Below are 26,704 nucleotides of genomic sequence, written 5' to 3'. Positions count from 1 at the left end.
CAAGGTGTGGCTACTGCCGTGCGGGTAGGCGACGTTGGCCCTGGCGACGACGGAGTGTAGGCGCCGGTCGTCGGCGTGGCGATTTCGCCACATGATGTAGCGGCGGATCGTGCTGCCCTGCTCCTTGTGGCTGGTGCCCTCGAGGGTGAAGTAGCGCAGGGCGGTGAACTGGGCTTCTATGCGGTCGAGCCAGGAGCTGTTTGTAGGGGTGTAGGCGATCTCGACGTTGTTCGCCGCGGCCCAGGTGCCGACCCGCTGGGAGAAGTTGTCACAGACGATCGCGATACGGACCTCGGAAGGGTAGAGGGTTCGCACGTAGCGGCAGAGCTCCAGGAACTGGGTGCGCTTCTTGACCGGCTTGATGTGGCCGTAGAGCTTGCCCTTGGCCAGGTCCAGGGCGGCGAACAGGTGCCGTACTCCGCCGTAGCGGTTGTAGGTCGTCCGCCGCCTGCGGCGGGGTTCGCGGTCGGAGCCCTTGTGTTCGCCGGAGCGCTCGGCCCCACTGCCGGCCGGGTGGGGCAACAGGTCGAACGGCCCGAACTCGTCCATACACAAGACGACTTCGAGCTCGCCCTCCTCGGGTATGGCCTCGCCGTCGGCAATCGCGTAGAGGTGTTCGACGCGGGCCTTCTTGGCCGCGTTGTGAACGACGGCGATATTCCCCAGGGGTCCTGTCGGGGTAATTCCCCACCCTCTGGGCATCGGCTCGGCGGTCGACTGCCCAGGGTGAGCCCGCGGGACGGGCGCCGATCGCAAGGGCGTGCGAGATGCCTTTGCAGTGCTTGAGACGCAGAGGAAGTCAGCTGCGGCACGAAGGGTCATCGTCTAGCCTCGGGCTCCATGAATCGTCCCGCCGTGCCACCCCCGTTGTCCGAGGCCGAAGTGATCGAAGCCGAGGCCGAACTCGGAGTCGCCTTCCCCAGCGAGTATCGCCGCTACTTGCGGCAGGTGAGTGCGGGCGGGGCGGTCGCCCAGCTTGAGAAGACGGAGAACGGCTGGTGGTGGGCGGGGAACAGCAAGAAGCGACGCGACCTGCTGCCGCTGCCCTTCCCCCACCCGGACTCCTACGAGGATGCCGACGACGAGTTCTTCCGGCGCCAGCCCCGGGCGGAGGACTATCCGGATGAGGACGCTTTCTCGGAGTCCATGAATGCTTGGAACATCGAGTATTGGGACTTCGACGAGCGGAAGACGGCGGGGTCTGTTGTGGCGAAGGAGCACGGTTGCGGATTCGCCACTCTCCTGGTGATCACAGGCCCGCTCGCCGGCACGGTGTGGTGGGACGGACGGGCGACCTGCGACCTGATCATCCCGCTGTCCCTCGATCATGCTGGCGGTGCCAGACCTGTGACCTTCGGTGAATGGCTCGGTCGAGACTCCTGGGACCTGCTTCCGCCCGGCTGGGGATGAGGCCGGGCGTCATCGGGCCGGCATGGGAAGACGGGCCGTGATCCGCGGCAGCGACTCAGCTCCAGGGCTTCTCGCCGGTGGTCTTGGGTCGCTTGTTCGGCCGGTAGCTGGGTCCGTTCATGATGACTTGGTGGCTGGTGTTGATCAGCCTGTCGAGCAGTGATTCGGCGACGACGGGGTTGGGGAAGAGGGGATACCAGTCGCTGGGGGCCCGGTTGCTGGTGATGATCAGCGAGCGTCCCTGGCGCTCGGAGACCAGCTCGTAGAGGTCGTCGGCCTGGGCCGCGGTCAGCTGGCGCATCGCGAAGTCGTCCAGGATCAGCACGTCGGGGCGGATCAGCTCCCGCATCCGCTTGTCCCAGGTGCGGTCCGCGTGGCCGCCGGCGAGCTCGGCCAGGATCCGGCTGGTCTTCGCGAAGCGGACGTTCGCGCACTGGCGGACGGCGAGATGCCCCAGGGCCTGAGCGACGTGTGTCTTGCCCACGCCGACCGGCCCGAACAAGATCACCGACTCGCCGGCGTGGAGCCAGCGCAGGGCGGCCAGGTCGCCACCGGCAGCCCGTCCATGGCTTTGAGCATGCCGACGAAGTCCTCGCGCTGCAGCGGCAGCAGCGCCGCGAGAGCCTCCTCGCGGGCCGTGTCGTCGCGGGCGATGATCACCGCCTCGACCAGCGTCCTGCGGTCGCCGAGGAACATGTGCTCGGTGCGGCACAGGCCGATGCCCTGGGCGCCGAGCCTGCGGGCGCGTGCGGCGTCCTCGGGCGTGTCGGCGTTGGCCCGTACCCGAAGGCGGCGGACGGAGTCCGCGTGGGCGAGTGCCGCCAGGACCGCCTCGGTCAACGGGCCGGTGCTCTCCTCGGTCTCCAGCGCGCGGCCGACGTTGGAGGCGGTGAGCGGCAGCGCACCGAGGTGCACGGTGCCCGCCGTTCCGTCGACGGACACGGTGTCACCCTCGCGTACGACGGCCCCTGTGTCCGTGGTGAGGCGGCGGCCGACCGGGTCGACGGTCAGCGACTCGGCCCCGCACACGCACACCTTGCCCATGCCGCGGGCGACGACGGCGGCGTGGCTGGTCTTGCCGCCGCGGCTGGTGAGGACGGCCTGAGCGGCGATCATTCCGGGCAGGTCGTCGGGGGTGGTCTCACGGCGCACGAGGATGGTGTCCTGCCCGCCGGCGGCTCGGCGCTGGGCTTCGGCGGAGTCGAAGACGACGACCCCGACCGCTGCGCCCGGTACGCCCTGTGCGAGAGGCACGTCGGCGGGGGTGGTGTCGAAGCGTGGGAACATCAGCCGGGTCAGCTCGGCTCCGTCCACGCGGGCCAGTGCCTCGTCGGCCGTGATCGTCTTCTCCTCGCACAGGTCGTGGGCGATACGGAAGGCGGCCTCGGCGGTCCGCTTGCCGACCCGCGTCTGGAGGATCCACAGTCGGCCGCGCTCGACGGTGAACTCGACGTCGCACAGGTCGCGGTAGTGGTTCTCCAGCGTGCGCAGGTGGTCGCCGAGTTCGACGTAGGAGCGGGGATCGAGGGTCTTCAGCCTGCTCAGGGGTACTGCGTCGCGGACTCCGGAGACGACGTCCTCGCCCTGGGCGTCGGGCAGGTAGTCGCCGTACATGCCGCGGGCGCCGGTGGCGGGGTCGCGGGTAAAGGCGACGCCGGTGCCGGAGTCGGGACCGAGGTTGCCGAACACCATCGCCTGGACGTGGACGGCGGTGCCGAGGTCCTCGGGGATGTGTTCGCGGCGGCGGTAGACACGGGGCGCGTTCGCCGTTCCAGGAGTCGAAGACCGCACGGATGGCACGCTGGAGCTGCTCGACGGGATCCTGAGGGAAGTCCTCACCCGTTTCCCGGCGGATGATCGCCTTGAACTCCGCGGTGAGGAGCGCGAGTTCCCCGGCGTCGAGGTCGTGGTCGTCACGCATCCCGCGCTGAGCCTTGTGCGCGGCGATGGCCTGCTCGAACAGGTCGCCGTCGACGCCCATCACCGTGCGGCCGAACATCTGCACGAGGCGCCGGTAGGAGTCCCAGGCGAACCGCTCCTGTCCGGAGGCCTTCGCGAGACCGGCGACGGACTCGTCGTTGAGGCCGATGTCGAGGATGGTCTCCATCATGCCGGGCATCGAGAGCGGGCGCCGGAGCGTACGGAGTCCAGGAGCGGCTCGTCGGGCGCACCGAGGGTGCGTCCCATGGTCCGTTCCAGGTCGGCCAGGGCGCGGGCCTCCTCGATACCGAGTTCGGGTGGCTCCTGCCCCGTGGCGAGGTAGACCTTGCAGGCTTCGGTGGTGACGGTGAAGCCCGGCGGCACGGGCAGTCCGAGCCGGGTCATCTCGGCCAGGCCGGCGCCCTTGCCGCCGAGCAGGCCGGCCAACTCCCGGCTGCCTTCGGCGAACGCGTACACGTACGTCGTCGGTGTGCTCATCGCGCTCTCCGGTCTCTCACTCGTGGGGCACGACGGCCAGCGGGCAGCCGACGTGGTGGACGGCGGCATGGGTGACGGGGCCGATACGCGGAACCGTAGGCCGCTCGGCCAGGCGGCAGCCGACGACAAGGAGGCCCGCCGCGGAGGCGGCCCGGACCAGCGCGGTGGAGGCCTTGCCCTCCACAACGGTCTCCAGGACCTCGGTCTCGGGGTACTTGTCCCGCCACACCTTCAGGACAGCGGACAGGAATCCCTGCCACTCCTCGGCCCGCTCGGGATCGTTGACCAGAGCGATGTCTCCGGGGCCGAGGCTGATGGCAGATGGCGGCTGCCAGGCGTACACGACCCGCAGGCGGGCCTGCCGCAACTGGGCTTCCTCGAACGCGAACTCGATCACCTCGTCGCAGGCATCGGCTAGGTCGATGCCGAGCACCGAGGTATCCGGTCCGGGTGGACGGGCTGCCGTCGTCCGCCGGGACGTGCTCGTCCTCGGCCTCCTCCCCTGCCCGTACGAGGACCACCGGACGGGTGGCCTTCGCGACCACCCCTTGGGCGACGGAACCGACGAGGAGACCGGTGAAGCCGCTCAGGCCGCGCGAGCCCAGGACCAGCAACTCGGCCTGTTCGGCGGCCTTCAGCAAGGCAGCGGTCGCCGGGCCCTCGACCTGCTCGTCGGTGAGGCGCACGCCGGGTACGGCGCTGCGGACGCGCTCCGCCGCCTGCCGCAGGACCCGGCGCGCCAGATGTCGCTGCGCGGCGTTGGCCGGCGCGCCGTCGTGTCCTCGCGGGTGCCAGCTCCAGGCGTGCACCAGTCGCAGCGGTCGGTCACGACGCACGGCCTCGCGGGCGGCCCACTCGGCGGCCGCGAGGCTCTCGGTCGATCCGTCCACTCCGGCGATGACGGGCGACAGCATGGTGCGCACCTCCTGCACTTGGCCTGCACTTGGCCTGCTTGGTACTGCCAGCGTCTTGCTGGGGAGACCCGGTCGGATATGGGCCGCAAGGGCTTACGCAGGTCCGTTCGGCCCCTGCGCCGGTCCTGGGGCGATCGGCACGGTAGGAGGCGTGAGAGCGGGTCACCCGGGTGCCAGAGAGGCGGTCGCCGTGGGCCACGTCGTCATTGCCTGCGCCAACGGGTCAGGCCGTGGTCATACGGCCGTGGACTGGCGGCGCGCGAGGCGTCTCTGCACGACCTGCCGCTCGAGGTGCGGTACGGCTCACCGCCGACCGATCTGAGTACCACGGCGATGCTCGTGCTCGACCTGTCCGCGGCGGGGGACGACCCCACCGGCCTGGCAACGGGCCCGGCCGCCCTCGTCCCCGTCACAGCTGCGGCGCACCCGGACACACAGGTCACCCTCGGGATCGACGCCGGTCACCCGGCGGAGCGGGCCATCGGCTTCGCTTTCGACGCCGCCCAGGCCCGGGGTGTACGGCTGCACGCTGCACGCCGTACATGCCTGAAACCTTTCCTCCTGTGCCGCCGGGTTGCCCTTCGGTGTTCCCGAGAAGGACCGTGCCACCGGGGAAGACCATGAAGTGCAACTGCTGGCCGACGCGCTGCGGGGGACCCGGGCTTCGTGCAGGCCTTGTCGCGCGAAGCCCGATGTCCGGTCGCCATCGTGCCGTGAAACGTGGGCGGGCCGAGGCGAGGAAGTGACGGCCTAAGCAGCCGTCACTTCCTCTGCGAGCCGCTCCGCCCAGGCCTCGATCGCGGGGAAGTCGCGGAAGTCACCGCCCTTGCCGTTGCGGAGGATCATCCGTGCGACTCTGCCCCGCGTGCCCTGCTTCAGGCAGCCGCCGAAGGTGACGTGCTCCCTGACGCCGAGCCGGTCCATGGCGCGCCGTACGCCGGGCACGGGCGGGATGTTCCGCTCCGCGGCCGAAGTGTCCAGCGGCCCGCTGCTGAAGAACCACAGGGGGCGTTCGGCCAGGGCGCGGTGGTGGCGGCGGACGAAGCGGCGCGCGTCCTTGTGCCAGCGGCCGGCGTACAGTGCGCCCCCGACCACCACAGCGTCGTACATCTCGATGTTCGCCACCGATGGTGCTGGCCGTGCCTCCACCGTCAGCCCCTCCTTGCCCAGCACCTGGGCGACCGCCTCGGCGATCTGCGCGGTCGATCCGTTCGTCGTCCCGTACGCGACCAGGACCCTGCCGGTCATGGCGGTCCGCCTCCCCTCACAGTTTGCGCAGCCAGTCATCGGCAACGCCGTGCAGGGCCTGTTGGACAGGCTGGGCGTGGCTGTCGTCCAGGCGGTAGGTGAGGTTGTCGACCACCGCGACGACGCCGTCGATCTGCTTGGCCATGGAGACGGCGATCTGTGTCTCACTCTTGCGCTCCATGTGGCCGGCGAGCGTGACCACACCCTCCACCACGGAGACGTCGACGCTCTGCGGCGGCAGCCACAGCGCGCGGACAAGGACTTCCTCGACCACCTCGTCGCGGATCTCCGAGTCCGGCCGCAGGAAGACCCGGAGCAGGTCCCGGCGGGTGACGATGCCGACGAGCCGGTCCTCCTCGTCCACGACCGGCAGCCTCTCCACCCGCCGCTGGGCCATGGTCCGCGCGGCCTCGACGATGGTGTCCTCGGCGCGCACGGTGACGGGCGGTTCGGTCATCAGCTGGCCGGCGGTGCGGGCCGCCGCCTTCGCGGCCCTTCGCCTTCCGCCGCGTGTCAACGCCATCGCCCGGAAGCGGCGCTTCGGCTCGTACGGATCGGGTATTCCGGCCTGACGGGCCATCAAGTCAGTCTCGGAGATGACGCCGATGACATTCTCGTCCTCGCCCACGACGGCCAGTCAGCTGATCCTGTGGTGGGCGAGCAGTCGCGCCACTTCCTTGAAGGGGGTGCCGTACGAGGCGCGGACGACGTCCGTGGCCATCACGGAGCCGACCTTGTTGTGCTTCATCACTGGTCCTCCTCGGTGGAGACTCAACGGAGTCGGCGCAGATAAGGGTCCTGCGGCCCACGCGGCACCAGCCGCACCCGCGCGTCGAGCACGGAGATATCGGCCGTGGTCGCCAGCACGGGGTTGAAGTCGACCTCGGCGAGCTGCGGCCGGTCGGCCGCCATCCGGGACAGGCGCAGGAGCAGCTGCTCCAGCCCTTCGAGGTCGGCCGGCCCGCTGCCGCGCGCTCCGAACAGCAGCGGCGCGCAGCGCGGCGCGGTGATCAGGTCGTGCACATCGTGGTCGGTGAGCGGGGCGAGTCGGGCGGCGTGGTCGCCGAGGACCTCGGTCGCGGTACCCCCGAGCCCGAACAGCACGAGCGGGCCGAAGACCTCGTCCTGGACGACGCCCGCGAACAGTTCGGTGCCGCGCGCGGCGAGCGGCTGTACGACCACACCGGTGAGCAGCCCCGCGAACCGGGTCTCGAAGTCCCGGAAGGCGGCCCGGACTTGGGCATCGCCCTGGAGGTCGAGACGCACGGCCCGCTGCTCGCTCTTGTGGACCAGTCCCGGCCAGTGGGCCTTCATCACCACCCGGCCGTCCGGACCGCGCAGCCGCCGGGCCGCGAGGACGGCATCGTCCTCGGTCTCCGCCCACGCCCACGGGATCTGCGGGATGCCGTAGCAGGCCAGCATGTCGGCACAGATGCGCGGGTCGAGCCAGCCCCCGTCCGGATGCGCGGCTAGGAAGGTGTCAGTGATCTCCCGGGCACGGGTGGTGTCGATGCCGTCGAGTTCCGGGACCGTGCCCACGGGCCGGGCGAGCCAGGCCGCGCGGCGTGCGGCGTGCGCCAGCGCACGTGCCGCCGCCTGAGGTTCGGCGTACGAGGGGATGGTGCCCGCGTCGGCGGCGGGCAGCAGCTGGACCGGCAGGCCCTGTTCGAGGCATACGGCGACGACCGGCTTGGCCCGGTGCGCGGGGGCGTCGGTGAGTGCCCGGACGAGGTCGTCACCGGTCGCGGCGGCGACCGCCGTGGGTACGAGGGCCACCAGTACGGCGTCGATGCCCGGGTGGAGCGCCAGCCGGTCCAGGCAGTCCGCGAGCTGCTCCTCCGTGACCACCGCGGTGGCGTCCACGGGGTTGCCGGCCGCCGCACCCTGCGGGAGCACGGCGAGCAGGTCGTCGACGACGTCAGCGGCCAGCGGCGGCAGGGCCAGTCCCGCCTCTGTGCAGGCGTCGGCAGCGAGGACGCCCGCACCGCCCGCGTTGGTGACGATCGCGACCCGGGTTCCCGCGGGGAGCGGCTGGGAGTGCATCAGGGCAGCGGTTTCCAGGAGTTCACCGACCGAGCGGGTGGCGGTGATGCCGGCCTGCGTGAACAGTGCCTGCCGGGTCATGGTGCGGGTGGCGGCGGCCGCGGTGTGGGAGGCGGCGGCCCGGCGACCCGCCTCGGTACGGCCCGCGTCGACGGTCAGTACCGGCATACGGCGGGTAACGCGGCGAGCCGTGCGGGAGAACGCGCGGGGGCTGCCGAAGGACTCCAGGTGCAGCAGGGCGAGTTCGGTACGGCCGTCGCTCTCCCACCACTGGAGCATGTCGTTGCCGCTGACGTCGTACTTGTCACCGAGCGAGGCGAAGGACGAGACGCCGATGCCGAGCCGGGACAGCCCGTCGAGCAGGGCGATGCCGACCCCGCCGGACTGCACGGCCACGCCAGCGGTACCGGGGCGGGGGTGGTCGGCGGCGAAGGTGGCGTCCAGCCGCAGGTCGGGGTCGGTGTTGGAGATGCCGAGGCAGTTGGGTCCCACCAGGCGCATGCCGTGGGTGCGGCAGGTGGCCAGCAGCGCCTGCGCCTGGCCGGCGTCGAGACCGGCGGTGACGACGAGCAGCGCCCGGACGCCGGCCTTGCCGCACTCCTCGGCCGTGACCGGGACCACTGTGGCCGGGACGGCCACGACCACCAGGTCGGGGGTCTTCGGCAGCGCGCTCACGGACGGGTACGACGGCACGCCGAGGATGTGGTTGGCACTCGGGTTCACGGCGAACAGGCGGCGGGTGTAACCGCCCTCCTTCAGGTGGTGCAGGATCCCCCGGCCGACCGAGCCGGGTTTGCGTCCGGCGCCGACAACAGCGACCACGTTCGGGCACAGCAGCGGCTCGAGGCTGGCCACGTCGGCGGCCCGCCCCCGGGCCTCCACAGCCGACAGATAGGCGTCGTCCGCGTCGAGCCGGATGGTGCAGCGCACCTCGGGCCCCTCGAAGTGGCGGGCGGTGCGCAGGCCGAGGTCAGCGAAGAGCCGGAGTATCTCGCGGTTCTCGCTGAGCGCGTCGGCGGTGAAGGTGGTGATGCCGTCGGCCCGGGCGGCGGAGACCAGGTGCTCGACGAGCAGGGTGCCCACTCCGCGATGGTGCAGACCGTCGCAGACGGCGATGGAGATCTCGGCTTCGTCCTTCCCGCCCGCCGTGTCGTACGCGGCGAGTCCGATCACTCGACCGTGCGTCTCGGCCAGCAGGGCCCGGTGGCCGGGGTGCGCCGGGGCGCAGGCCCGGTCGGCGGCCAGAGCGGCGGACCGGGGGCTCATCGAGAAGAACCGGAGGCGGAGGTTCTCCGGGGACATCGCCTCGTAGAGCCCCTGCACCTGGTCGTGGTCGGCCGGGGTCACAGGCCGGATGCACACGGTGCTGCCATCCATGAGCAGGGCGTGAACCGGGGGGCGGTTGAGCACGGCGTCCGACATCGGGGATCTCCTCCAAGGCTCTCGGTGGTTCGAGCATCAGACGGACCACGACGGGATCCCATGGGCTGTGCGGAGGTCCTTCGAGGGCCGGTCGGCCCTTCTTCCCCGGGGTGCGTGTCCGTGGATCACCGGTTTGGCAGGGATGTGACCGGACGAACGCCGCCAAGGAACGGTCACCACGGTCATGTGTGCGTACAACTTCGGGCACGGGAGGCCACTACATGACTTGTCATGGCAGAACTGCGCGGTTTGCGTTGGGATGACCTGTCTCAACGTGAGCCTGGGGGGCCGAGGACGAGAATGAACGACTTGATCGAAACAGCACCATCTGATCCCGCCTGCGCGAGGGAACCCGGCACGTGCCGGTGCGGCGCCCGGGCCCCCGGTGGCGTTCCGGGCGCCGCCGAGGAGAGGTTCAGGGGGCTGCTGGAAGCGGCGCCGGACGCCATGGTCATCGTCGACGACACCGGCACCATCCGCCTCGTCAACGCCCAGACCGAAGCCCTCTTCGGCTACCAGCGCGAAGAACTCCTCGGCCACCCCGTCGAACTCCTCGTCCCCCAACGCTTCCGCACCCACCACACCGCCCACCGCAACGGCTACGCCCACAACCAGCAGGTCCGCCCCATGGGCGCCGGACTCGACCTCTACGGACTCCGCAAGGACGGCACCGAGTTCCCCGTCGAAATCAGCCTCAGCCCCCTGGAGACCACCGACGGCCTCCTCGTCTCCGCCGCCGTACGCGACGTCAGCGAACGCAAAGCCGCCGAGGAGAGGTTCAGGGGGCTGCTGGAAGCGGCGCCGGACGCCATGGTCATCGTCGACGACACCGGCACCATCCGCCTCGTCAACGCCCAGACCGAAGCCCTCTTCGGCTACCAGCGCGAAGAACTCCTCGGCCACCCCGTCGAACTCCTCGTCCCCCAACGCTTCCGCACCCACCACACCGCCCACCGCAACGGCTACGCCCACAACCAGCAGGTCCGCCCCATGGGCGCCGGACTCGACCTCTACGGACTCCGCAAGGACGGCACCGAGTTCCCCGTCGAAATCAGCCTCAGCCCCCTGGAGACCACCGACGGCCTCCTCGTCTCCGCCGCCGTACGCGACGTCAGCGAACGCAAAGCCGCCGAGGAGCGCATCAACGAGCTCGCCGCGCTGGTCGAGTCATCGCAGGACGCCATCCTCGCGAAGACCCTGGACGGCCACATCACCTACTGGAACGCCGCCGCGCAGCGGCTGTACGGGTTCACGGCGGACGAGGTCCTGGGCCGGCACGTGTCCATGCTGGCGCCCTCCGCGAGGAACCACGAGATCACCGCGCTCCTGGAGCGGCTGCGCCGGGGCGAGAAGGTCGAACACTTCGAGACGTTGAGGCTCACCCGCTCCGGGAAGCTGCTGGACGTCGACGTCACCCTGTGGCCGACCCGGGCCGCGGACGGCGCGGTCGTCGGGGCGTGCGCGATCGTGCGGGACATCAGCGACCGCAAGCGCGCCGAGGCCGAGTTGACGGAACTGTACGAGCAGCAGCGGCACATCGCCCTGACCCTGCAGCGCAGCCTGATGGGCACGCCGCCCGCCATCCCCGGCCTCGCCACCGCCAGCCGCTATCGCCCCGCGACCCAGGGAGCCGGTGTCGGCGGTGACTGGTTCGACCTGATCCCACTGGGCGCCGGCCGAGTGGGCGTGCTGATCGGCGATGTGATGGGCCGGGGCCTCGAGGCCGCGGCCGTCATGGGACAGCTTCGCTCTGCGGCACACGCGTTGGCCAAGACCGGGCTCCAGCCACGGCAACTGATGCAGGCGATGGACACCGTCGTCGCCGATCTCGATGTCCCCGACCAGCTGGTCACCTGCTGTTATCTGGTCATCGCCGCCGACGCCGGGGAGGTGACCGTGTGTTCCGCGGGCCACTTGCCGGTTCTCGTCTCCGCCCCCGGTGCACGCACCCGGCCACTCCCGGCACCCGTGAACGCACCCCTCGGCGTCGGTGGCGTGATCTACGAACAGTGCTGCCGCACCATCGAGCCCGGCGCCACCCTCGTGCTCTACACCGACGGCCTGATAGAGACCCCCGGCACGGACATCGAGGACAAGCTCACCCAGCTCGTCGCCACCCTGGACGAGCTGCCGACCACGGTGCCCGACCTGGAGACCGCCGCCGACCACGTCCTGTCCACGCTGCTGCCCGACGCGGACGGCCACGACGACGTCACGCTGCTGCTGACCCAGCTGCCCGCAGCTCCACTGGCCACGGCCACCACCGACCTGCCCGCCGCGCCCGAGTCCGTGCCGGCGGGCCGCGAGTTCCTCGGCAAGGCACTGAGCACATGGGACTGCGCGGACACGGCGGATGACGCGCTGCTGCTGCTTTCGGAAGTCCTCACCAACGCCGTGCAGCACGCCCAGGGCCCCATCGGGGTGCACGTGTGCCGCACGGACACCGATCTCACCGTGGAGATCAGCGACCGCAGCCCCCACCTGCCGCAACCGCGCCTCGCGGCGGAGGACGAGGAGTCCGGGCGCGGCCTGCTGCTCGTTCGTGCCCTCGCCGACGACTGGGGCGTACGGCCGATGGACCACGGGAAGACGACCTGGTTCAGCCTCAAGCTGTAGAGCCGCCGTATCTGTGTGTGCGGGCTCCGTTTGCCGTCACTCGGAGACCAGCTGCGTCAGGTCCAGCAGCCGGTTGGTGTAGCCCCATTCGTTGTCGTACCAGCCGAAGACCTTCGTGAGGGGGCCGCCCGCCTGGGTGAGCGCGGCATCGAAGATGCAGGAGGCGGGGTCGCCGATGACGTCGCGGGACACGATGGGCGCCGTCGAGACGCGCAGGATGCCGTTCAGCGGGCCCTCCGCCGCCGCGGCGAAGGCCGCGTTGATCTCGTCGGCCGTGGCCTCGCGGTTCAGCACCACCGTGAGGTCGGTGAGCGAGCCGTCCTCCACGGGCACCCGGACGGCGATCCCGTCCAGCGCACCGGCCAGCTCCGGCAGTACGAGGCCGACGGCGCGAGCGGCACCGGTGCTGGTCGGGATGATGCTCAGTGCCGCCGAGCGGGCTCGGCGCAGGTCCTTGTGCGGGCCGTCGAGCAGGGACTGGTCGTTGGTGTAGCCGTGGACGGTGGTCAGCAGGCCGCGGTCGATGCCGAAGTTCTCGTCGAGCACCTTGGCCATCGGCGCGAGGCAGTTGGTGGTGCAGGAGGCGGCCGAGATGATCCGGTCACGGTGCCGGTCGTAGGTGTCGTCGTTGACGCCCATCACGAGGGTGGCGTCCACGCCCTTGCCTGGCGCCGACAGGAGGACGGTGTGGGCGCCGGCCTTCAGGTGCAGGGCCGCGGCGTCGCGGTCGCGGAAGCGGCCGGTGGACTCGATGACGATGTCGGCTCCGTAGTCGGACCAGTGCAGGGCCGCCGGGTCGCGCTCGGCGGTGACGGCGATACGCCGGCCGTCGACGGTGATCGAGCTGTCGTCGTGGAGGACATCGCGTCCGATGTGCCCGAACGTCGAGTCGTACTCCAGGAGGTGCGCGAGGGTGCCGGGCGGGGCGATGTCGTTGATCGCGACGACGTGGACGTCCTGGGTGCCCGCCTCCGCGCGGTCCAGGGCCGCGCGGAGATAGGTGCGGCCGATGCGGCCGAAGCCGTTGATGCCGACACGTACGGTCATGGTGAGGAGCTCCTCTACAGTCGGGGGCCTACCGTGGTCGGAAGTGACTCAGCGAGTCGTCGGGTGGAGGCGGCATGGCCGTTAAGAAGGCGGCGAAGCTGCCGCGCGAGATGTATGAGAAGGAACTTCTGCGTCTGCAGACCGAGTTGGTGAAGCTGCAGGAGTGGGTGCGGGCGGAGGGTGCTCGGCTGGTCGTGATCTTCGAGGGGCGGGACGCGGCCGGCAAGGGCGGCACGATCAAGCGGGTCGCCGAACACCTGAACCCTCGGGTGGCGCGGATCGCGGCGCTGCCGAAGCCGACCGAGCGTGAGCGCACGCAGTGGTACTTCCAGCGGTATGTGGAGCACCTGCCGACGGCCGGGGAGATCGTGATGTTCGACCGGTCCTGGTACAACCGGGCCGGGGTCGAGCAGGTGATGGGCTTCTGTACGAAGGAGGAGTACCAGCTCTTCCTGCGGCAGTGCCCGATCTTCGAGCGGATGCTGGTGGAGGACGGGATCCTGCTGCGCAAGTACTGGTTCTCGGTGAGCGACACCGAGCAGCAGGAGCGGTTCCGGCGGCGCCTGGAGGATCCGCTGCGCCGTTGGAAGCTGTCGCCGATGGACCTGGAGTCGATCACCCGCTGGGAGGCCTACTCACGGGCCAAGGACGAGATGCTGGTCCACACCGACATCACCGAGGCGCCCTGGTACACCGTCGAGAGCGACGACAAGCGCCGGGCCCGGCTGAACATGATCGCCCACCTGCTGGGCTCGATCCCGTATCAAGAGGTGTCGCCGCCGGTGCTGGAGCTTCCGCGTCGGCCGCCGTCGACCGGCTACGAGCACCCGCCGCGTGATCTGCGGACCTACGTGCCCGATCACGCGGCGCGCCTCTGAACAGCCGGTCACCTCGCTCATCCCCGCTGGGGGACGACGGCGACGGGGCAGACGGCACGGTGCAGCACCGCGTGGGCGACACGGCCGAGTTGCTGGAGGCCATGGTGGCCCTCGCGGCGCCGGGCCCCGACCACGAGCAGGTCGGCGTCGGCCGAGGCACCGAGCAGCACCTGGCGGGCGTGCCCCTCGACGGTACGCCGACGCACCTCCACATCAGCCGGGACGTCCCGCAGCGCCACTTCCAGCATCGCTGCGGCTCGTTCCTCGTGCAGTCGGGCCGGTTCACCCGTCGGCAGGGGGTGGTCGGCCGTCTCGTGTGCGGGGCAGCGCCAGGCCCGGACGGCCTCCAGCGGCACGCCTCGGCGCCGTGCCTCCTCGGCGGCGAAGTGCATCGCAGCCGCGTCCACCGGCTCCTCGCCCACGCCCACGACGATGCGGCCGTGTCTGCCGGGTACGGCCCGGTTGTCGTGGCTGCCGCGCAGCACGATCACGGGGCAGTGCGCGTGGCCGGCCACCGTCACGCTGACGGAGCCGAGGAGCGCCTCGGCCAGGCTGCTGCGGCCCCGTGAGCCCAGAACCATGGCAGCGGCGGTGCGGCTTTCCCGTACCAGCGCGTACTCGGGTTCCTCGGGCAGCACGTCGAGGGTGACCTTCACGTCGGGTCGGCGGGTACGGACTCGGCGTGCGGCGGTCTCGACGATGTCCTCGGCCATCACCTGTTCGGGGGGCTGGCCGAGACCGTCCGCAAGTGAGGTGCCTTCGTAGCGTTCCCAGAGCGAGGCGTACACCAGCCGCAGCGGCAGATCGCGCAGGACGGCTTCGTCGGCCGCCCAGTCGACGGCGCGCAGGCTCGGCTCGGAGCCGTCGACGCCGACGACCAGGGGCAGTTCCATCGTGCTCACCTTCCAGCGTCCAGGTCGAAGACGATCCGAGCCTTGATGTCACCGCGCAGCACGGCGTCGATGGACTCGTTGACGGAGGCCAGCGGGCGGGTCTCGTAGATGACCTCGGTCCGGTCGGCGGCGTGGAGCTGGAAGACCTCGGCGAGGTCCTGCCGCGTGCCCACGATCGAGCCGATCACCGAGGTGCCGTTGAGGACGGTGTCGAAGATCGGAACTTGAATCGTGCCGTGTGCGGGCAGGGCCACCATGACGAGCTTTCCGCCTCGCCGCAGACCGGAGTTGACCGCCTCGAACGCGGCCGGGTTCACCGCAAGGGCGATCGCGGCGTGGGCGCCGCCGTGCTTCTTCAGTTCCTTGCCGACGTCCTGCTTGCGGGCGTCGATGACGAGGTCGGCGCCCAGTTGCGCGGCCAGTTCGAGCTTGTCGTCGGTGACGTCGATGGCCGCGACGGTGGCTCCGGCGATCTTGGCGTACTGCAGGGCGAGGTGGCCGAGGCCGCCGACGCCGGAGATCGCGACGAGTTGGGTGGGCGGACGTCGGCGACCTTGAGGGCCTTGTACGTGGTGACGCCGGCGCAGGTCAGTGGGGCGGCGTCGAACGGGGTGACGCCGTCGGGCACGGGCTGGGCGAAGTCGGCCCAGGCCAGCGTCTTCTCGGCGTAACCGCCGTCACAGCCGTACCCGGTGTTGATCTGCTGCTCGCACAACGTCTCCCAGCCGGACAGGCAGTGCTCGCACCGCCCGCACGCCCTGCCGAGCCACGGCACGGCGACCCGTTGCCCGACGGACAGGTGGGTGACACCCTCGCCGAGCTTCTCAACGAGGCCGACGCCTTCGTGGCCGGGGACGAAGGGTGGGGTGGGCTTGACGGGCCAGTCGCCGTGGGCCGCGTGGATGTCGGTGTGGCACAGCCCGGAGGCCTCCACGCGGATGCGGACCTGACCGGGGCCGGGTTCGGGGTCGGGTCGTTCCTCGATGACCAGGGGCTCACCGAAGGCTCGTACGACCGCTGCCTTCATGATCTGTTCACTCCTCTGGCGGGGTGCATGGGTGGTCTATCAGTCGTGGGCGACGACGGCGACGGGGGCGGTGGAGTGGTGCAGGACGGCGTGGGTGACGGTGCCGATGTGGGCGCCTACGGAGGAGTGGCGGATGCGGCGGCCGACGACGACCAGGGAGGCGTCGTGGGAGGCGTCGATCAGGAGGAGCGAGGGGCTGCCGTACTGCGACTGCTCGACGACCTCGACGTCGGGGTACTTCTGCCGCCAGGGGCGCAGCACCTCGCTCAGGATAGTGGCGTCGCCCTTCGCCATCTCCCGCTCGACCGCGGGCTCCAGGGCCATGCCATAGGCGTAGTAGGGCGGCGGGTTCCAGACGTGCACGACCCGCAGCGGCACCGAGCGTCGCGCCGCGGCATCGAAGGCGAAGCCGATCAGCGCCTCGTCGGGGCCGGCGACGTCGAGCCCGAGGACGACGGGACGGAACGCCGTGGCCGCGGACGGGATGCCCGCGGGGTCCCTCTCGTGCTCGTCCGCGGCCTGCTCGCCGGCGTGGACCAGGACGACGGGCCGCTCGGAGTGCGCCACGACCGCGAGACCGACCGAGCCGACCAGGAAGCCGCCGACGCCGCCCAGGCGGCGTGAGCCGAGGACGAGCATGTCGGCGTCCTTCGCCGCGTCGACCAGGGCTTCGGCGGGGCGTCCGGTGAGCTGCTCGGTACTCACCTCGACTCCGGGGTGGCGCAGTCGCAGACCCTCGGCGCACTCGCGGGGGATTCTCCCGGTCCAGTGCTGGTGCGTCTCGGCACCGAGGAGCGGGGCCTGGGCCATGGGCTGCGGGACGGGCTCCCATACTTGGAGGAGCTTCACCGGCAGTCCGCGCAGTTTCGCCTCGCGGGCCGCCCATTCCGCGGCGGCGCGGCTCTCGGGCGAGCCGTCGAGACCCACCATGATGGTGCGGGGCATGTTCTCCACCTCCTGAATCGGGACCGAGGAGCCCGATTCCAGCGTCGTGTTCGGGGGACTGACGGGGCAGGGGCCACTGGTCCTTCAGCGAGGACCACGGGCTCCGCACCCGGGTCGGCGGGACGCGCCAGGAGCAAGATCCGTCCCGCCACGTGCGGGTCAGCGCAGCAAGGCGTGGTCGCGCACGATCGGCAGCAGCGCCCGCAGCCGGCCCGGGCCCCAGGTGGCGCCCCGGTGAGGGTGCTCGTGCACGGCCATGATGGTGATCCCTTCGGGGATGTGTGAATCGTCTTCTCCTTGACGTCTCTCACTCTCGTCCGATGCCTGACGTCACGCCGGATGCCGTAGGTCTCCATCCGTTGGGCTGAAGGTCCCTGCGTGCGCCGCCCGTTGGCTGGAGGTGGCGGACAGGGCAGGTCGAACACCGGGCGAGTGTCACGGACGATCGCCCAGCCATGGATACCGGGCCCAGGCACGGAGGGCGGCATATGGCTGGGGACGCGAACAGACGGTCTTCGTGGTGGTGTCGGCTGGTACCCGGCCTCGACGCCCGGCTCGGTTACCGGGCGCTCGTGGCTGAGAGGCGACCTGCTGCCCGGCGTGACGGTGGCGGCGTATCTCGTGCCGAATCACGAACCCGGACCGGACGCCAACCAGGAGTTCCTGGCCCTGAACGCGGCCGACCTCGGTGCGGGCGCCCTGCACGGATTTCCGGTCGGCAGCAGCGCCAGCCAAACCGCGCTCGCCACCCGGACGGGCGCCCGCAGCCAGGGCTGTTCGCTGGTGTCCGGAGCGGCGGTCCTCGCCGTCCTGCTGTTCGTGAGCCCCCTGCTGAGCCGGACCCCTTCGGCGGTGCTGGGGGGCTCGTCGTGTACGCGGCCGTCCGCATGATCGACCCGACCCGATTCCGCGAGTGGCCTCCTACCGCACCGCGAACTCCTGCTCGCCCTCGGCTGCATGGCCGGCGTACTCGCTCCGGACATCCTGTACGGGGTGATCGTGGCGGTCGGCCTGGTGGTGGCCGCAGCGCTGACGCGGGTGGCGCGACCCCACGACGCGGTCGAAGGGCTGGTGCCCGGGTTGGCGGGCCTGCACGACATCGATGACGATCCGCAAGCCCGCACGATCCCGGGCCTGCTGGTCTACCGCTACGACTCTCGCTGTTCCTCGCCCGTGCGGGGGACTTCCGGCACGGGGCCCTGGCCGCCGTCGACCAACAGAGCGTGCCCGTACGCTGGTTCGTGCTGAACGCCGAGCCGAACGCCGAGGTCGACATCACGGCGCTCGACGCGGTCGACGAGCTGCGCCGTGAACTCGGCCGCCGCGGCGTTGTGTTCGCCCTGGCCCGGGTCAAGCAGAACCTGCTGGACGACTTGAAGGCGTGCGGCCTGGCGGACTCCGTGGGTACGGATCTCATCTTCCCCACGCTGCCACCGCGGTGGCCGCCTACCGCGAGTGGAATGGCGAGCGACAGGAACCGGTCCTGGACACGCGACACGGAGGCGGACCGGCCGCCCCTTCTGTCACCCGACCGTGAGGTCCGGCCGGATCAGCGTGCCCGACCTGCCGTGGACGATCTCGTAGGCCGCGTCCAGGGCACCGATCGCGGCCAGACCGCCGGTGTGCTCGACGAATCGGGCAGCCGCCTCGGTCTTGGGGCCCATCGAGCCGGCCGGGAAGCCACCGCGCCGCAGGTCCCGGGGGGTGGCGTCGAGCAGCGGATGCTGGTCGCCGGTGCCGTAGCCCTCGTAGACGTAGGGGACGTCGGTGAGGATGAGCAGGAAGTCGGCCTTGAGGTCCTCGGCGAGCAGGGCTGCGGTGAGGTCCTTGTCGATGACGGCCTCCACCCCGGACAGTGCGCCGGTGTCGCGGTCGGCGGTGACGGGGACCCCGCCCCCACCGGCACAGATCACCAGGGTCCCGCTGTTCAGGAGCTCGTGGATGGTGTCGGTCTCCAGGATGCGTTCGGGTGCGGGTGAGGGAACGACGCGCCGCCAGCCGGTGGTGTCCCCGGCAATGTGCCAGCCCCGCTTGCGGGCCAGCTTCTCGGCCAGCTGGCGGGAGTACACCTGGCCGACGAACTTCGTGGGCCGTTCGAAGGCGGGATCGTCGGTCCGCACGAGGGTGTGCGTGACGAGGGCGGCGATCCGGTGTGCGGGCAGAGCGTCGTGCAGGGCACGGGTGAGCAGGGAGCCGATCATGCCCTCGGTCTGGGCACCGAGCAGGTCCAACGGGTAGGGGGCGCTGAGTGCGGGGTCGGCCTCGCTCTCCATGGCGAGCAGCCCGATCTGCGGGCCGTTGCCGTGGGTGATGACCAGTTCGTGCTCGTGGGCGAGTTGGGCCAAGGCGGAGGCGACACGGTCGACGTTGGCCTGCTGGACGGCGGCATCGGGCCGTTCCCCGCGGTGCAGCAGGGCGTTGCCGCCGAGGGCGACGACGATACGCATGGTTCAGTCCTCCAGAGTGGCGACGAGTACGGCCTTGATGGTGTGCAAGCGGTTCTCCGCCTGGTCGAAGACGATCGAGGCGGGTGAGGAGAAGACCTCGTCGGTGACCTCGAGCCCGACCAGGCCGTAGGCCTCGAACAGCTCCTGACCGAGCCGGGTGCGGTGGTCGTGCAGGGAGGGGAGGCAATGCATGAACTTCACGTCCGGGTTGCCGGTGAGGGCGAGCGTCTTGTCGTTGACGTGGTACGGGAGCAGCAGCTCGATCCGTTCCCGCCAGGTGTCGGCCGGTTCGCCCATGGAGACCCAGACGTCCGTGTGCAGGAAGTCGGCACCCTGCACGGCGGTCTCGACGTCCTCGGTCAGCGTGATACGCGCCCCGCTTCGGCGGGCCTCTTCACGGCACGTGGCGACCAGCGCGGCTTCCGGCCACAGCGCCTGGGGCGCGGCGATGCGCACGTCCATGCCGAGCAGCGCGCCCATCGACAGCAGCGATTTTCCCATGTTGTTGCGGGCGTCGCCCAGGTAGCAGTAGCTGACGTCCGTGAGCGGCTTGGTGCTGTGCTCCCGCATGGTGAGCATGTCGCACAGGCTCTGGGTGGGGTGGGCCGTGTCGGTCAGCCCGTTGTACACGGGGACGCCGGCGTGGGCGGCGAGTTCGGCGACGATCGACTGCTCTGAGCCCCGGTACTCGATGCCGTCGAACATGCGGCCGAGGACGCGGGCGGTGTCGGCGATCGACTCCTTGTGGCCGACGTGGGTGTCGCCGGGGCCGAGGTAGGTGGTGCGGGAGCCCTGGTCGGCGGCGGCGACCTCGAAGGCGCAGCGGGTGCGGGTCGAGGTCTTCTCGAAGATCAGGGCGATGTGCTTGCCGGTCAGCCGTGGCTGTTCGGTGCCGGCGCGCTTGGCCGCCTTGAGGTCGTGGGCGAGATCGAGGAGGTGGTGGATCTCGGTGGCGGTGAAGTCGAGTTCGCTCAGGTAGGAGCGGCCTCGCAGGTCGACGGTCATGAGGGTGTCCTCACCGGGTCAGGCGACCGGATCGCGCTCGATGGGGCAGCTCATGCAGCGGGGGCCGCCGCGGCCGCGGCCGAGTTCGGCGCCTGCGATCGTGACGATCTCGATGCCCTGCTTGCGCAGGTAGGTGTTGGTGGTGACGTTGCGCTCGTAGCCGACGACGACGCCGGGTGCGAGGGCGAGGAAGTTGCTACCGTCGTCCCACTGCTCACGCTCGGCGTTGCGGATGTCCTGGGGAGCCGAGAGCATCCGCACCTTGTCCAGGTCGAGGCCCTCGGCGAGCGCGGTCGCGAGATCGGAGTTCGCGGTGACGTCGAACCCGGTCTCGCGCTCGGAGCTGGGCCGCAGCGTCCAGGAGCGCAGGGAGTCGGCGAGGCCGGGGTAGATGACGAAGGCGTCGCGGTCGACCATGGTCAGCACGGTGTCCAGGTGCATGTACGCGCGGGCCGCGGGCAGTTGGACGGCGATCAGCGTGCTCGCCGTGCCGGTCGCGAAGAGCCGGGCGGCCAGGTTCTCCACGGCCTGAGCCGTGGTGCGCTCCCCCATCCCGACCATGACGGCGCCGTTGCCGAGGACGTGCACGTCCCCGCCTTCGAGGGTGCCGACGGGTCCGTCGAGGAAGGGGGCGGGCGCGACGTCGGCGAACATCGGGTGGAACCGGTAGATGGCCTCGGCATGCAGGCTCTCGCGTCGCCGGGCCGGCTTGGCCATCGGGTTGACCGACACCTGGTCGTACACCCAGCAGGAGTTGTCCCGCGGGAAGAGGTGGTTGGGCAGGGGGGCGAGGGCGAAGTCGTCGGGGCCGAGCGTGTTCCACACCAGGCTGTGCGGGGTGGCGAGCGGCAGATCGCTCTTGAGGAGCCCGCCGATCAGATAGCCGGCGAGCGTCTCCCCGTCGAGTTCGGCGCACAGTTCGCGCACCGGGTCGATGAGGGCCGGGCCCACCGTGCCGGGAGTGACGACCCGGTCCAGGAGCCAGTCACGCGCCTCGGGGACGTCAAGGGTCTGGGCGAGCAGGTCGGCGAAGTAGTGGACGCGGGCACCGTGGTCGCGCAGAACCTGGGCGAAGGCGTCGTGCTCCTCGCGGGCCTTCTTGGCCCACAGGATGTCGTCGAAGAGCAGGGCGTCGACGTTGCGCGGGGTGAGGCGGGAGAGTTCGAGGCCGGGGCGGTGCAGGATCACCTGGCGCAGACGGCCGGTCTCGGAGTCGACGTGGAAGGTGTTCATCGGGGAGGTTCCTCTGTGCTGGGGGCGGTCAGTCGTGGTGGCGGAAGTCGTTGCGCTTCCGGGCACCGCTGACGCGGCTGGTCCGGAGCCCTCGGGAGAGCCGCTGGGCCGGCGGGGGCGTCTCGGGTGCGCGTTCCGACCGGTCCACGGTCGCCGCGGTCCTCGGCACCGTGGCCTCGCCGAAGGTGTCCTGCCCCCGCTTCAGCCAGACGTAGACGGGGACACCGAGCAGCACAACGAACAGGCCGTAGTACACGGTCTGGTAGCCGCTTCCCTGGATCGACCAGTACGAGAACGCGAGGGCGAGCGCGGCGACGGTGATGTCACGGGCGAGCCTGCGGGGGCTGAGGCTGTCCCGGCCGCGGACCAGCAGCCAGTACAGCTGGGCGGCGGCGGAGAACAGGTAGGGGATCACGGCCGTCAGCACGCTGAGCAGCACGATCTTGGTGAAGACGTCGTCGAAGCGCGTGTAGCTGAACACGGTGATCAGTGAGGCCAGCACCGTCGAGGCGACGATACCGAAGGCCGGGACGCCGCTCTCACCGCGCAGCCGGGCGAAGGGCTGCGGGAACAGTCCGTCGCGAGCGGCCGCGTACGGCATCTCCGCGCACAGCGTGGTCCAGCCGTTCAGGGCGCCGATGCCGGAGATGATCGCGGCGACGGCGACGATGTCTCCGGCCCAGCTGCCGCCGAAGATGTTGTTCGCCGCGTCGGTGAAGGGAGCGGTGGATGCGCCCAGCTTGCCGTGTGCGACGGTGCCGAAGACGGCGAGGGTGCCCAGGATGTAGATGACGGCGCAGATGAGTGTGCCGTAGACGGTGGCGCGGGGGACGTTGCGCTCCGGGTCGCGGACCCGGCCGGCGACGACGGAGGCCGCTTCCAGGCCCAGGTAGCTGAACAGCGCGATGGCGCCGGCAGCCGAGATCGCGCCCAGCGCCGACTGGCCGCTGGCGTTGAACGGGCCGAAGTTGCGCGCGTCGATGAACAGCAGCCCGACGGTGGCCATGAAGATCAGCGGGACGAACTTCAGCACGGTCGTGATCATCTGGAAGGCGCCCGTGCTCCGGATGCCGGTGAGGTTGACCGCGGCGGGAATCCACAGCCCGACCAGCGCGAGAAGCACCGAAATCCACTTGCGATGGCCCGTGTTGACGAACACCTCGAGGTAGCCGACCCATGCCACGACAATGGCCGCGTTTCCGGCCCAGGCCGTGATCCAGTACGACCAGGCGTTGAGGAACCCGGTGAACTCGCCGAAGGCCTCGCGGGCGTAGACGTACGGACCACCGCTCGCCGGAACGCGCTTGGACAGCGCCCCGAAGGTCAGTGCCAGCGCGAGCGCGCCGAGGGTGACGGCGATGAAAGCGACGAGGGAGATGGGACCGTACGGGGCAAGTGCGGAGGGCAGCGCGAAGACTCCGGTACCGATGATGCTGCCGATGACGAGAGCGGAGGCGGCGGGGAGGCCGAGCGCCGCTGTGGGCGCTGTCCCCTTTCCGCCTCCTGGGGTTCTGGGCATGGCTGAGGCTCCTTAAGAACCGCTGTGGGTGAGTCGATCCGCGACTGATCTTTCTGTCCCTCAACCGCACACGGTCAGCGGCCACACGGCCCCTGCGCGACCCCGATGGTCCCGCTGCCGTGGGCCTGGACAGCCCAACTCGTCCGCATCCCGGTGCTCCTGGTCACAGGACATAGGCCGTTCGGTCCACGGCATGGCCCGCCCAGCCCCGTGGTCAGCACCATGTCGAGCTCGACAATCGAGGGCAGGAGCCAGGGCCGGCTCGCAATGCGATGCCAACCGGCCGACGGTGCCATGTCCTTACGGCTCGTTCGAGATGGGGCTCGCACACCCCATGAGCCGCGAGGGCTTCCGCGCGAGTCTCGTGTTGGGGAGGCACGGTCCTCGCGCCACGGCCGCCGCCCTCACTGACACGGGGGCGGCGGCCGTCTTCACTGCCATCTGGTCTGTCCGAGCTGTTCGCGCCGCACGTGTGGCACCTGGGCGCCACAGCGGCGACCTGTACTACCCGGAGCCGGTGCTGGACCTCTACGCACCGTACGGCGCCGGAAGCGCCGTATGAGCGGCCCGGCCTGACGAAGGAGTCCCAGTGTCCAGCACCCCGCACATCGTCAGTGACGACATGTCCCACACGGTCGCCGCCGTCGGCCCGCAAGCCGCCTTCGAGGAGATCGTGCGGCTCATGCGGGATTGGAAGGTCAGCGCCCTGCACGTCCTCGAGGGCGACGGCCGCGTGGTCGGCGTCGTCTCCGAGGCCGACCTGCTGCCCAAGGCGCGGTTCCGCGACAGCGACCCCGACCGGGCGACCCAGCTGTGCCGTCTCGACGACCTGGCCGAGGCCGGTGGCCTCACCGCCCAGGACCTGATGACCTCCCCCACCCTCACCGTCCGCGCGGACGCGACACTCGCCCAGGCCGCACGTGCCATAGCGCACGCCAAGGTCGAGCGCCTACCCGTCAGGGCCTCGTCAGCCGCGCAGACCTGCTGAAGGTGTCCCTGCGGACGGATGAGGAGATCGCCGAGGAGGTGCGGCGGGAGGTCGTGGCGAAACTCTTCCCTGAGCCGGTGTCAGCTGCGCGGGTGGAGGTGCGGAACGGTGTCGTGAAGCTCATCGGCCATGCCCGGGACACATCCCTGGTCCCGGTGGCCGCGCGCCTGGTCCGGGCCATCGAGGGTGCAGTCGACGTGGAGTTCGGTCTGACGCGCTCGCAAAGCCCCAAGAGGTCGACCGCCGCTCCTGCGAACGGCGGCGAAACCCTGTCTCCGGCCTGACCGGCAGCTCCTTGCAGAACAACAGCGGGAGCCTCACGAGGCCGCCCTGGCCCTCCACCACCCCGCGTCGACTCCGGGACTTCAGTGCCCTTCCTGCCGCTGACGGTCCTGGACCCGGGTGGCGATGACGGCAGCCTGGATACGGCGCTCGACGCCGAGTTTGGCCAGCAGACGAGAGATGTGGTTCTTCACCGTCTTCTCGGCCAGGTAAAGCCGCTGGCCGATCTGGCGGTTGGTCAGTCCCTCACCGATCAGGGCCAGGATCTCCCGTTCCCGCTCGGTCAGGCCCTGCAGTCCGTCGGGCTGCTGCTCCTCCTGCTGGCCGCCGCGCAGCCGGGCCATCAGCTTGGTGGTGGCACTGGCGTCCAGCAGGGACTTGCCGGCGGCCACGGTGCGTACGGCGGACACCAGGTCCGAGCCCTGGATCTGCTTCAGGACGTAACCGGACGCGCCCGCCATGATCGAGTCGAGCAGTGCCTCCTCGTCGTCGAACGAGGTCAGCATGAGGCAGGCGAGCTCGGGCATGCGTGAGCGGAGTTCCCGGCACACCGTCACGCCGTCGCCGTCGGGGAGACGGGCGTCCAGCACCGCCACCTGCGGGCGCAACGCGGGTACCCGCACCAGTGCCTGCTCCGCCGTGCCGGCCTCGCCGATCACCTCGATGTCCGGCTCGTCGTTCAGCAGGTCGCGCACTCCGCGCCGTACCACCTCGTGGTCGTCCATCAGGAAGACCCGGATCGGGTTGCCGGCGCCGGGCTGCTCGCTGTCCGCCATCACACTGCTCCCTGGTTCCGCGTTGCGTACCGATGTCCGCTCGTGGACGGAATCGGCCCTCAGTGTCGAGATCTTTTCCTGCACGGGGCCGAAGGGCCAGGGCCGGTCGGCCCTGTTCTCCGCACATCGTGTCCCTCGGCCGTGAGACATCACAACCACCAGGGATGAAACGGCCAACTGTTGTGAACCAGACATTCGCCCGGTGAACTCGCCACCTTAGGAGTGAAGGTCCCACGGCCCCGCCACTGGGGCCTGACAGCCCTGGGCCAGGACCCGGTGCCCGCAGAAGCCTGGAGCCGCTGCGAAACGATCAGAAGGAGCCGAGCACATGACTCCAAGGACACCAGCACCCAGGTCACCAGGGCGGTGGCACATCACGCCGAGCGGCCCTGGTCCGCCGGGGCCGAGCTGGTCGTAGGGAACACCCCCGTAGTCGTGCATGTCCAGGAGGCCACCGGACACGAGCTGACGGACCGGCTTACGAGTTGGTGCGTGATAGCGGGTGAGGCGTGTTCGCCCTACTCGCGGTCGTTTTCAGGTCATGACGGTGCGGTCGGAGACGAGGCTGGCGATGGCTCGGTAGGTGTCGGGCAGGCGATCACGTCGGTGGGTCCAGCGGATCAGTTGCTTCCAGCGTTTGTGATCGGCCAGGGCGTGCTCGACGGTGATGCGGTCGGATGAGTGGCCGTGCCGATCGCGTTCCCACTGTTCGACTCTGCCGGGCAGTGCTCCGGGGCGTGGCTTTCTGGGCGGGGTGAGTGCCTGGCCGGGATGGTCACGGCTCAGGCCCAGGTAGCCGTCGTCGAGTAACACTTCGACCAGGTCGAAGTGCTGGAAGCAGCTGGTGATGCCCGCGGTGCGAGCCGCGGTCGCATCGTGCATCCGTCCCGGCCGCAGGCCATCGGCCCATAGAGTGCGGCCCCGGCTGTCTGCGATAACGGTTGCCTTCATTGTGTTCTGCTTCCTCTTGCCCGACACGAATGCCCGTCTGCCGCCCCGCCCGGCGGCCGGCCGTCGGACCTGCACCTCGGTGGCGTCCAACCTCAGCTCGACACCCTCGGCCTGGGCGTAGGCGAACACGTCCTCCAGCGTTCGAAGCCGCATGCCAGGCCTGTCGGGAACAGCAAAGCCCCGCTCGGCCAGCAGCCGACGCATCTCACCGACGGCCCGGGTGACGGTCGAGCGATCGACACCGAACAGCACTGCCAGCACAGCGTGCGGCAGATCGTGTCGCAGATGAATCAGCGTGGCCAACAGCCGGTCCACAAACACCAGCCGATAGCGGGCACCGGCACCCTGCGCACGTCTTCGCACACCGCCTCGTTGCTGGAAACGCCGCCCCTCCACCGCGGCTGCCCACGGCCGGGCCAACTCCTCAACGAGCGACGCAAGATGAGCCATCGAGACGCCCGTGAACAACGGATGCGCCAACACCGCCCGATCGACCATGCCCCTCACCACACGAGCATGCCCGCCCGCTATCACGCACCAACTCGTTAGACGTCATTTCACTTGGCTAGTCGGCGGTGGCATATGAGGGTCGCGGCGATGGCTGTGAAGGCGAGGAAGTGTTCCGGCTTGCGCTCGTAGCGG

The 26,704-nt window shown here is 70.3% G+C and carries 17 protein-coding genes and 6 pseudogenes; 5 read left to right on the top strand and 18 right to left on the bottom strand.

Features of this window, described 5'->3' with window-relative positions; translation table 11 throughout:
• Nucleotides 1-27: 27 nt before the first annotated feature.
• Nucleotides 28-639: pseudogene (locus ACFVIU_RS35830) on the bottom strand (IS630 family transposase); the annotation flags it as partial.
• A 201-nt stretch (nucleotides 640-840) separates the two neighbouring features.
• Between ACFVIU_RS35830 and ACFVIU_RS35825 the strand changes: the two are divergent.
• A complete protein-coding gene (locus ACFVIU_RS35825) occupies nucleotides 841-1,410 on the top strand; it encodes an SMI1/KNR4 family protein (RefSeq protein ID WP_385847740.1) in 570 nt (189 codons plus the stop codon).
• A gap of 55 nt (nucleotides 1,411-1,465) precedes the next feature.
• Here ACFVIU_RS35825 and ACFVIU_RS35820 read toward each other — a convergent pair whose 3' ends face one another.
• The 7 genes and pseudogenes from ACFVIU_RS35820 to ACFVIU_RS35790 all read right to left on the bottom strand — a co-directional run bounded on the left by ACFVIU_RS35820 (nucleotide 1,466) and on the right by ACFVIU_RS35790 (nucleotide 9,455).
• Nucleotides 1,466-1,918, bottom strand: a complete 453-nt coding sequence (locus tag ACFVIU_RS35820; RefSeq protein WP_385847739.1) for an ATP-binding protein — start codon at nucleotides 1,916-1,918, stop codon at nucleotides 1,466-1,468.
• Nucleotides 1,915-3,249: a PEP-utilizing enzyme gene (locus tag ACFVIU_RS35815; protein WP_385847738.1), complete on the bottom strand. Its 1,335-nt coding sequence runs from the start codon at nucleotides 3,247-3,249 to the stop codon at nucleotides 1,915-1,917. Before ACFVIU_RS35815 ends, ACFVIU_RS35820 begins: the two co-directional genes overlap by 4 nt.
• A gap of 267 nt (nucleotides 3,250-3,516) precedes the next feature.
• Nucleotides 3,517-3,828 (bottom strand): PEP/pyruvate-binding domain-containing protein, encoded by a 312-nt coding sequence (locus ACFVIU_RS35810; RefSeq protein ID WP_385847737.1) that lies wholly within the window; start codon nucleotides 3,826-3,828, stop codon nucleotides 3,517-3,519.
• 16 nt (nucleotides 3,829-3,844) lie between these two features.
• A pseudogene (locus tag ACFVIU_RS35805) lies at nucleotides 3,845-4,742 on the bottom strand (universal stress protein).
• 750 nt (nucleotides 4,743-5,492) lie between these two features.
• A complete protein-coding gene (locus tag ACFVIU_RS35800) occupies nucleotides 5,493-5,990 on the bottom strand; it encodes a flavodoxin domain-containing protein (RefSeq protein ID WP_385847736.1) in 498 nt (165 codons plus the stop codon).
• A gap of 16 nt (nucleotides 5,991-6,006) precedes the next feature.
• A pseudogene (locus ACFVIU_RS35795) lies at nucleotides 6,007-6,738 on the bottom strand (CBS domain-containing protein).
• A gap of 23 nt (nucleotides 6,739-6,761) precedes the next feature.
• Entirely contained in the window at nucleotides 6,762-9,455 is a 2,694-nt protein-coding gene (locus tag ACFVIU_RS35790; protein WP_385847735.1) for a GNAT family N-acetyltransferase, read from the bottom strand.
• Between the two features lie 300 nt (nucleotides 9,456-9,755).
• On the opposite strand from ACFVIU_RS35790, the gene ACFVIU_RS35785 reads away from it, so the two are divergent.
• Nucleotides 9,756-12,071 (top strand): PAS domain S-box protein, encoded by a 2,316-nt coding sequence (locus ACFVIU_RS35785; RefSeq protein WP_385847734.1) that lies wholly within the window; start codon nucleotides 9,756-9,758, stop codon nucleotides 12,069-12,071.
• Between the two features lie 36 nt (nucleotides 12,072-12,107).
• On the opposite strand, the gene gap is transcribed toward ACFVIU_RS35785, so the two are convergent.
• A complete protein-coding gene (gap, locus tag ACFVIU_RS35780; protein WP_385847733.1) occupies nucleotides 12,108-13,118 on the bottom strand; it encodes a type I glyceraldehyde-3-phosphate dehydrogenase in 1,011 nt (336 codons plus the stop codon).
• Between the two features lie 74 nt (nucleotides 13,119-13,192).
• Here gap and ppk2 point away from each other — a divergent pair, with 74 nt between their 5' ends.
• Nucleotides 13,193-13,996, top strand: coding sequence for a polyphosphate kinase 2 (gene ppk2, locus ACFVIU_RS35775; protein WP_385847732.1), 804 nt, complete (start codon nucleotides 13,193-13,195; stop codon nucleotides 13,994-13,996).
• 17 nt (nucleotides 13,997-14,013) lie between these two features.
• On the opposite strand, the gene ACFVIU_RS35770 is transcribed toward ppk2, so the two are convergent.
• The 3 genes and pseudogenes from ACFVIU_RS35770 to ACFVIU_RS35760 all read right to left on the bottom strand — a co-directional run bounded on the left by ACFVIU_RS35770 (nucleotide 14,014) and on the right by ACFVIU_RS35760 (nucleotide 16,861).
• Nucleotides 14,014-14,889: a universal stress protein gene (locus ACFVIU_RS35770; RefSeq protein ID WP_385847731.1), complete on the bottom strand. Its 876-nt coding sequence runs from the start codon at nucleotides 14,887-14,889 to the stop codon at nucleotides 14,014-14,016.
• Nucleotides 14,890-14,894: 5 nt separating this feature from the next.
• Nucleotides 14,895-15,916: pseudogene (locus ACFVIU_RS35765) on the bottom strand (zinc-dependent alcohol dehydrogenase).
• A 39-nt stretch (nucleotides 15,917-15,955) separates the two neighbouring features.
• On the bottom strand, nucleotides 15,956-16,861 hold the full coding sequence (locus ACFVIU_RS35760) for a universal stress protein (RefSeq protein WP_385847730.1): 906 nt from the start codon (nucleotides 16,859-16,861) through the stop codon (nucleotides 15,956-15,958).
• Nucleotides 16,862-17,497: 636 nt separating this feature from the next.
• On the opposite strand from ACFVIU_RS35760, the pseudogene ACFVIU_RS35755 reads away from it, so the two are divergent.
• Nucleotides 17,498-18,398 (top strand): annotated as a pseudogene (locus ACFVIU_RS35755) (SulP family inorganic anion transporter); the annotation flags it as partial.
• On the opposite strand, the gene ACFVIU_RS35750 reads toward ACFVIU_RS35755, so the two are convergent.
• The 4 genes from ACFVIU_RS35750 to ACFVIU_RS35735 are packed head-to-tail and all read right to left on the bottom strand — an operon-like array spanning nucleotide 18,385 to nucleotide 23,065.
• On the bottom strand, nucleotides 18,385-19,308 hold the full coding sequence (locus ACFVIU_RS35750) for a carbamate kinase (RefSeq protein WP_385847729.1): 924 nt from the start codon (nucleotides 19,306-19,308) through the stop codon (nucleotides 18,385-18,387). The pseudogene ACFVIU_RS35755 and the gene ACFVIU_RS35750 overlap by 14 nt on opposite strands.
• Before the next feature lie 3 nt (nucleotides 19,309-19,311).
• Nucleotides 19,312-20,313 carry an ornithine carbamoyltransferase gene (gene argF / locus ACFVIU_RS35745; protein WP_385847728.1) on the bottom strand — a complete coding sequence of 334 codons (1,002 nt, stop codon included), beginning with the start codon at nucleotides 20,311-20,313 and terminating at the stop codon, nucleotides 19,312-19,314.
• A gap of 18 nt (nucleotides 20,314-20,331) precedes the next feature.
• The gene (locus tag ACFVIU_RS35740) at nucleotides 20,332-21,546 is read right to left on the bottom strand and encodes an arginine deiminase (protein ID WP_385847727.1); all 1,215 of its coding nucleotides are present in this window, start codon (nucleotides 21,544-21,546) and stop codon (nucleotides 20,332-20,334) included.
• A gap of 28 nt (nucleotides 21,547-21,574) precedes the next feature.
• Nucleotides 21,575-23,065: an APC family permease gene (locus tag ACFVIU_RS35735; RefSeq protein ID WP_385847726.1), complete on the bottom strand. Its 1,491-nt coding sequence runs from the start codon at nucleotides 23,063-23,065 to the stop codon at nucleotides 21,575-21,577.
• Nucleotides 23,066-23,654: 589 nt separating this feature from the next.
• Here ACFVIU_RS35735 and ACFVIU_RS35730 point away from each other — a divergent pair.
• A pseudogene (locus tag ACFVIU_RS35730) lies at nucleotides 23,655-24,337 on the top strand (CBS domain-containing protein).
• 81 nt (nucleotides 24,338-24,418) lie between these two features.
• Here ACFVIU_RS35730 and ACFVIU_RS35725 read toward each other — a convergent pair.
• A complete protein-coding gene (locus ACFVIU_RS35725; RefSeq protein WP_385847725.1) occupies nucleotides 24,419-25,111 on the bottom strand; it encodes a response regulator in 693 nt (230 codons plus the stop codon).
• Between the two features lie 534 nt (nucleotides 25,112-25,645).
• Nucleotides 25,646-26,560, bottom strand: a complete 915-nt coding sequence (locus ACFVIU_RS35720) for a transposase family protein (RefSeq protein ID WP_385847724.1) — start codon at nucleotides 26,558-26,560, stop codon at nucleotides 25,646-25,648.
• Between the last annotated feature and the right edge of the window lie 144 nt (nucleotides 26,561-26,704).

The organism is Streptomyces sp. NPDC127190, from assembly GCF_042672505.1.
GTDB lineage: Bacteria > Actinomycetota > Actinomycetes > Streptomycetales > Streptomycetaceae > Streptomyces.
Note: the sequence above shows the minus strand (reverse complement) of the source record. Positions and strands in the feature narration are given on the sequence as shown.

Excerpts from the sequence above, each read along its gene's own strand:
- ACFVIU_RS35825 (WP_385847740.1), top strand. The coding sequence starts at position 841 with ATGAATCGTCCCGCCGTGCCACCCCCGTTGTCCGAGGCCGAAGTGATC.
- ACFVIU_RS35810 (WP_385847737.1), bottom strand. The coding sequence starts at position 3,828 with ATGAGCACACCGACGACGTACGTGTACGCGTTCGCCGAAGGCAGCCGG.
- ACFVIU_RS35800 (WP_385847736.1), bottom strand. The coding sequence starts at position 5,990 with ATGACCGGCAGGGTCCTGGTCGCGTACGGGACGACGAACGGATCGACC.
- ACFVIU_RS35790 (WP_385847735.1), bottom strand. The coding sequence starts at position 9,455 with ATGTCGGACGCCGTGCTCAACCGCCCCCCGGTTCACGCCCTGCTCATG.
- ACFVIU_RS35785 (WP_385847734.1), top strand. The coding sequence starts at position 9,756 with ATGAACGACTTGATCGAAACAGCACCATCTGATCCCGCCTGCGCGAGG.
- gap (WP_385847733.1), bottom strand. The coding sequence starts at position 13,118 with ATGACCGTACGTGTCGGCATCAACGGCTTCGGCCGCATCGGCCGCACC.
- ppk2 (WP_385847732.1), top strand. The coding sequence starts at position 13,193 with ATGGCCGTTAAGAAGGCGGCGAAGCTGCCGCGCGAGATGTATGAGAAG.
- ACFVIU_RS35770 (WP_385847731.1), bottom strand. The coding sequence starts at position 14,889 with ATGGAACTGCCCCTGGTCGTCGGCGTCGACGGCTCCGAGCCGAGCCTG.
- ACFVIU_RS35760 (WP_385847730.1), bottom strand. The coding sequence starts at position 16,861 with ATGCCCCGCACCATCATGGTGGGTCTCGACGGCTCGCCCGAGAGCCGC.
- ACFVIU_RS35750 (WP_385847729.1), bottom strand. The coding sequence starts at position 19,308 with ATGCGTATCGTCGTCGCCCTCGGCGGCAACGCCCTGCTGCACCGCGGG.
- argF (WP_385847728.1), bottom strand. The coding sequence starts at position 20,313 with ATGACCGTCGACCTGCGAGGCCGCTCCTACCTGAGCGAACTCGACTTC.
- ACFVIU_RS35740 (WP_385847727.1), bottom strand. The coding sequence starts at position 21,546 with ATGAACACCTTCCACGTCGACTCCGAGACCGGCCGTCTGCGCCAGGTG.
- ACFVIU_RS35735 (WP_385847726.1), bottom strand. The coding sequence starts at position 23,065 with ATGCCCAGAACCCCAGGAGGCGGAAAGGGGACAGCGCCCACAGCGGCG.
- ACFVIU_RS35725 (WP_385847725.1), bottom strand. The coding sequence starts at position 25,111 with ATGGCGGACAGCGAGCAGCCCGGCGCCGGCAACCCGATCCGGGTCTTC.
- ACFVIU_RS35720 (WP_385847724.1), bottom strand. The coding sequence starts at position 26,560 with ATGGTCGATCGGGCGGTGTTGGCGCATCCGTTGTTCACGGGCGTCTCG.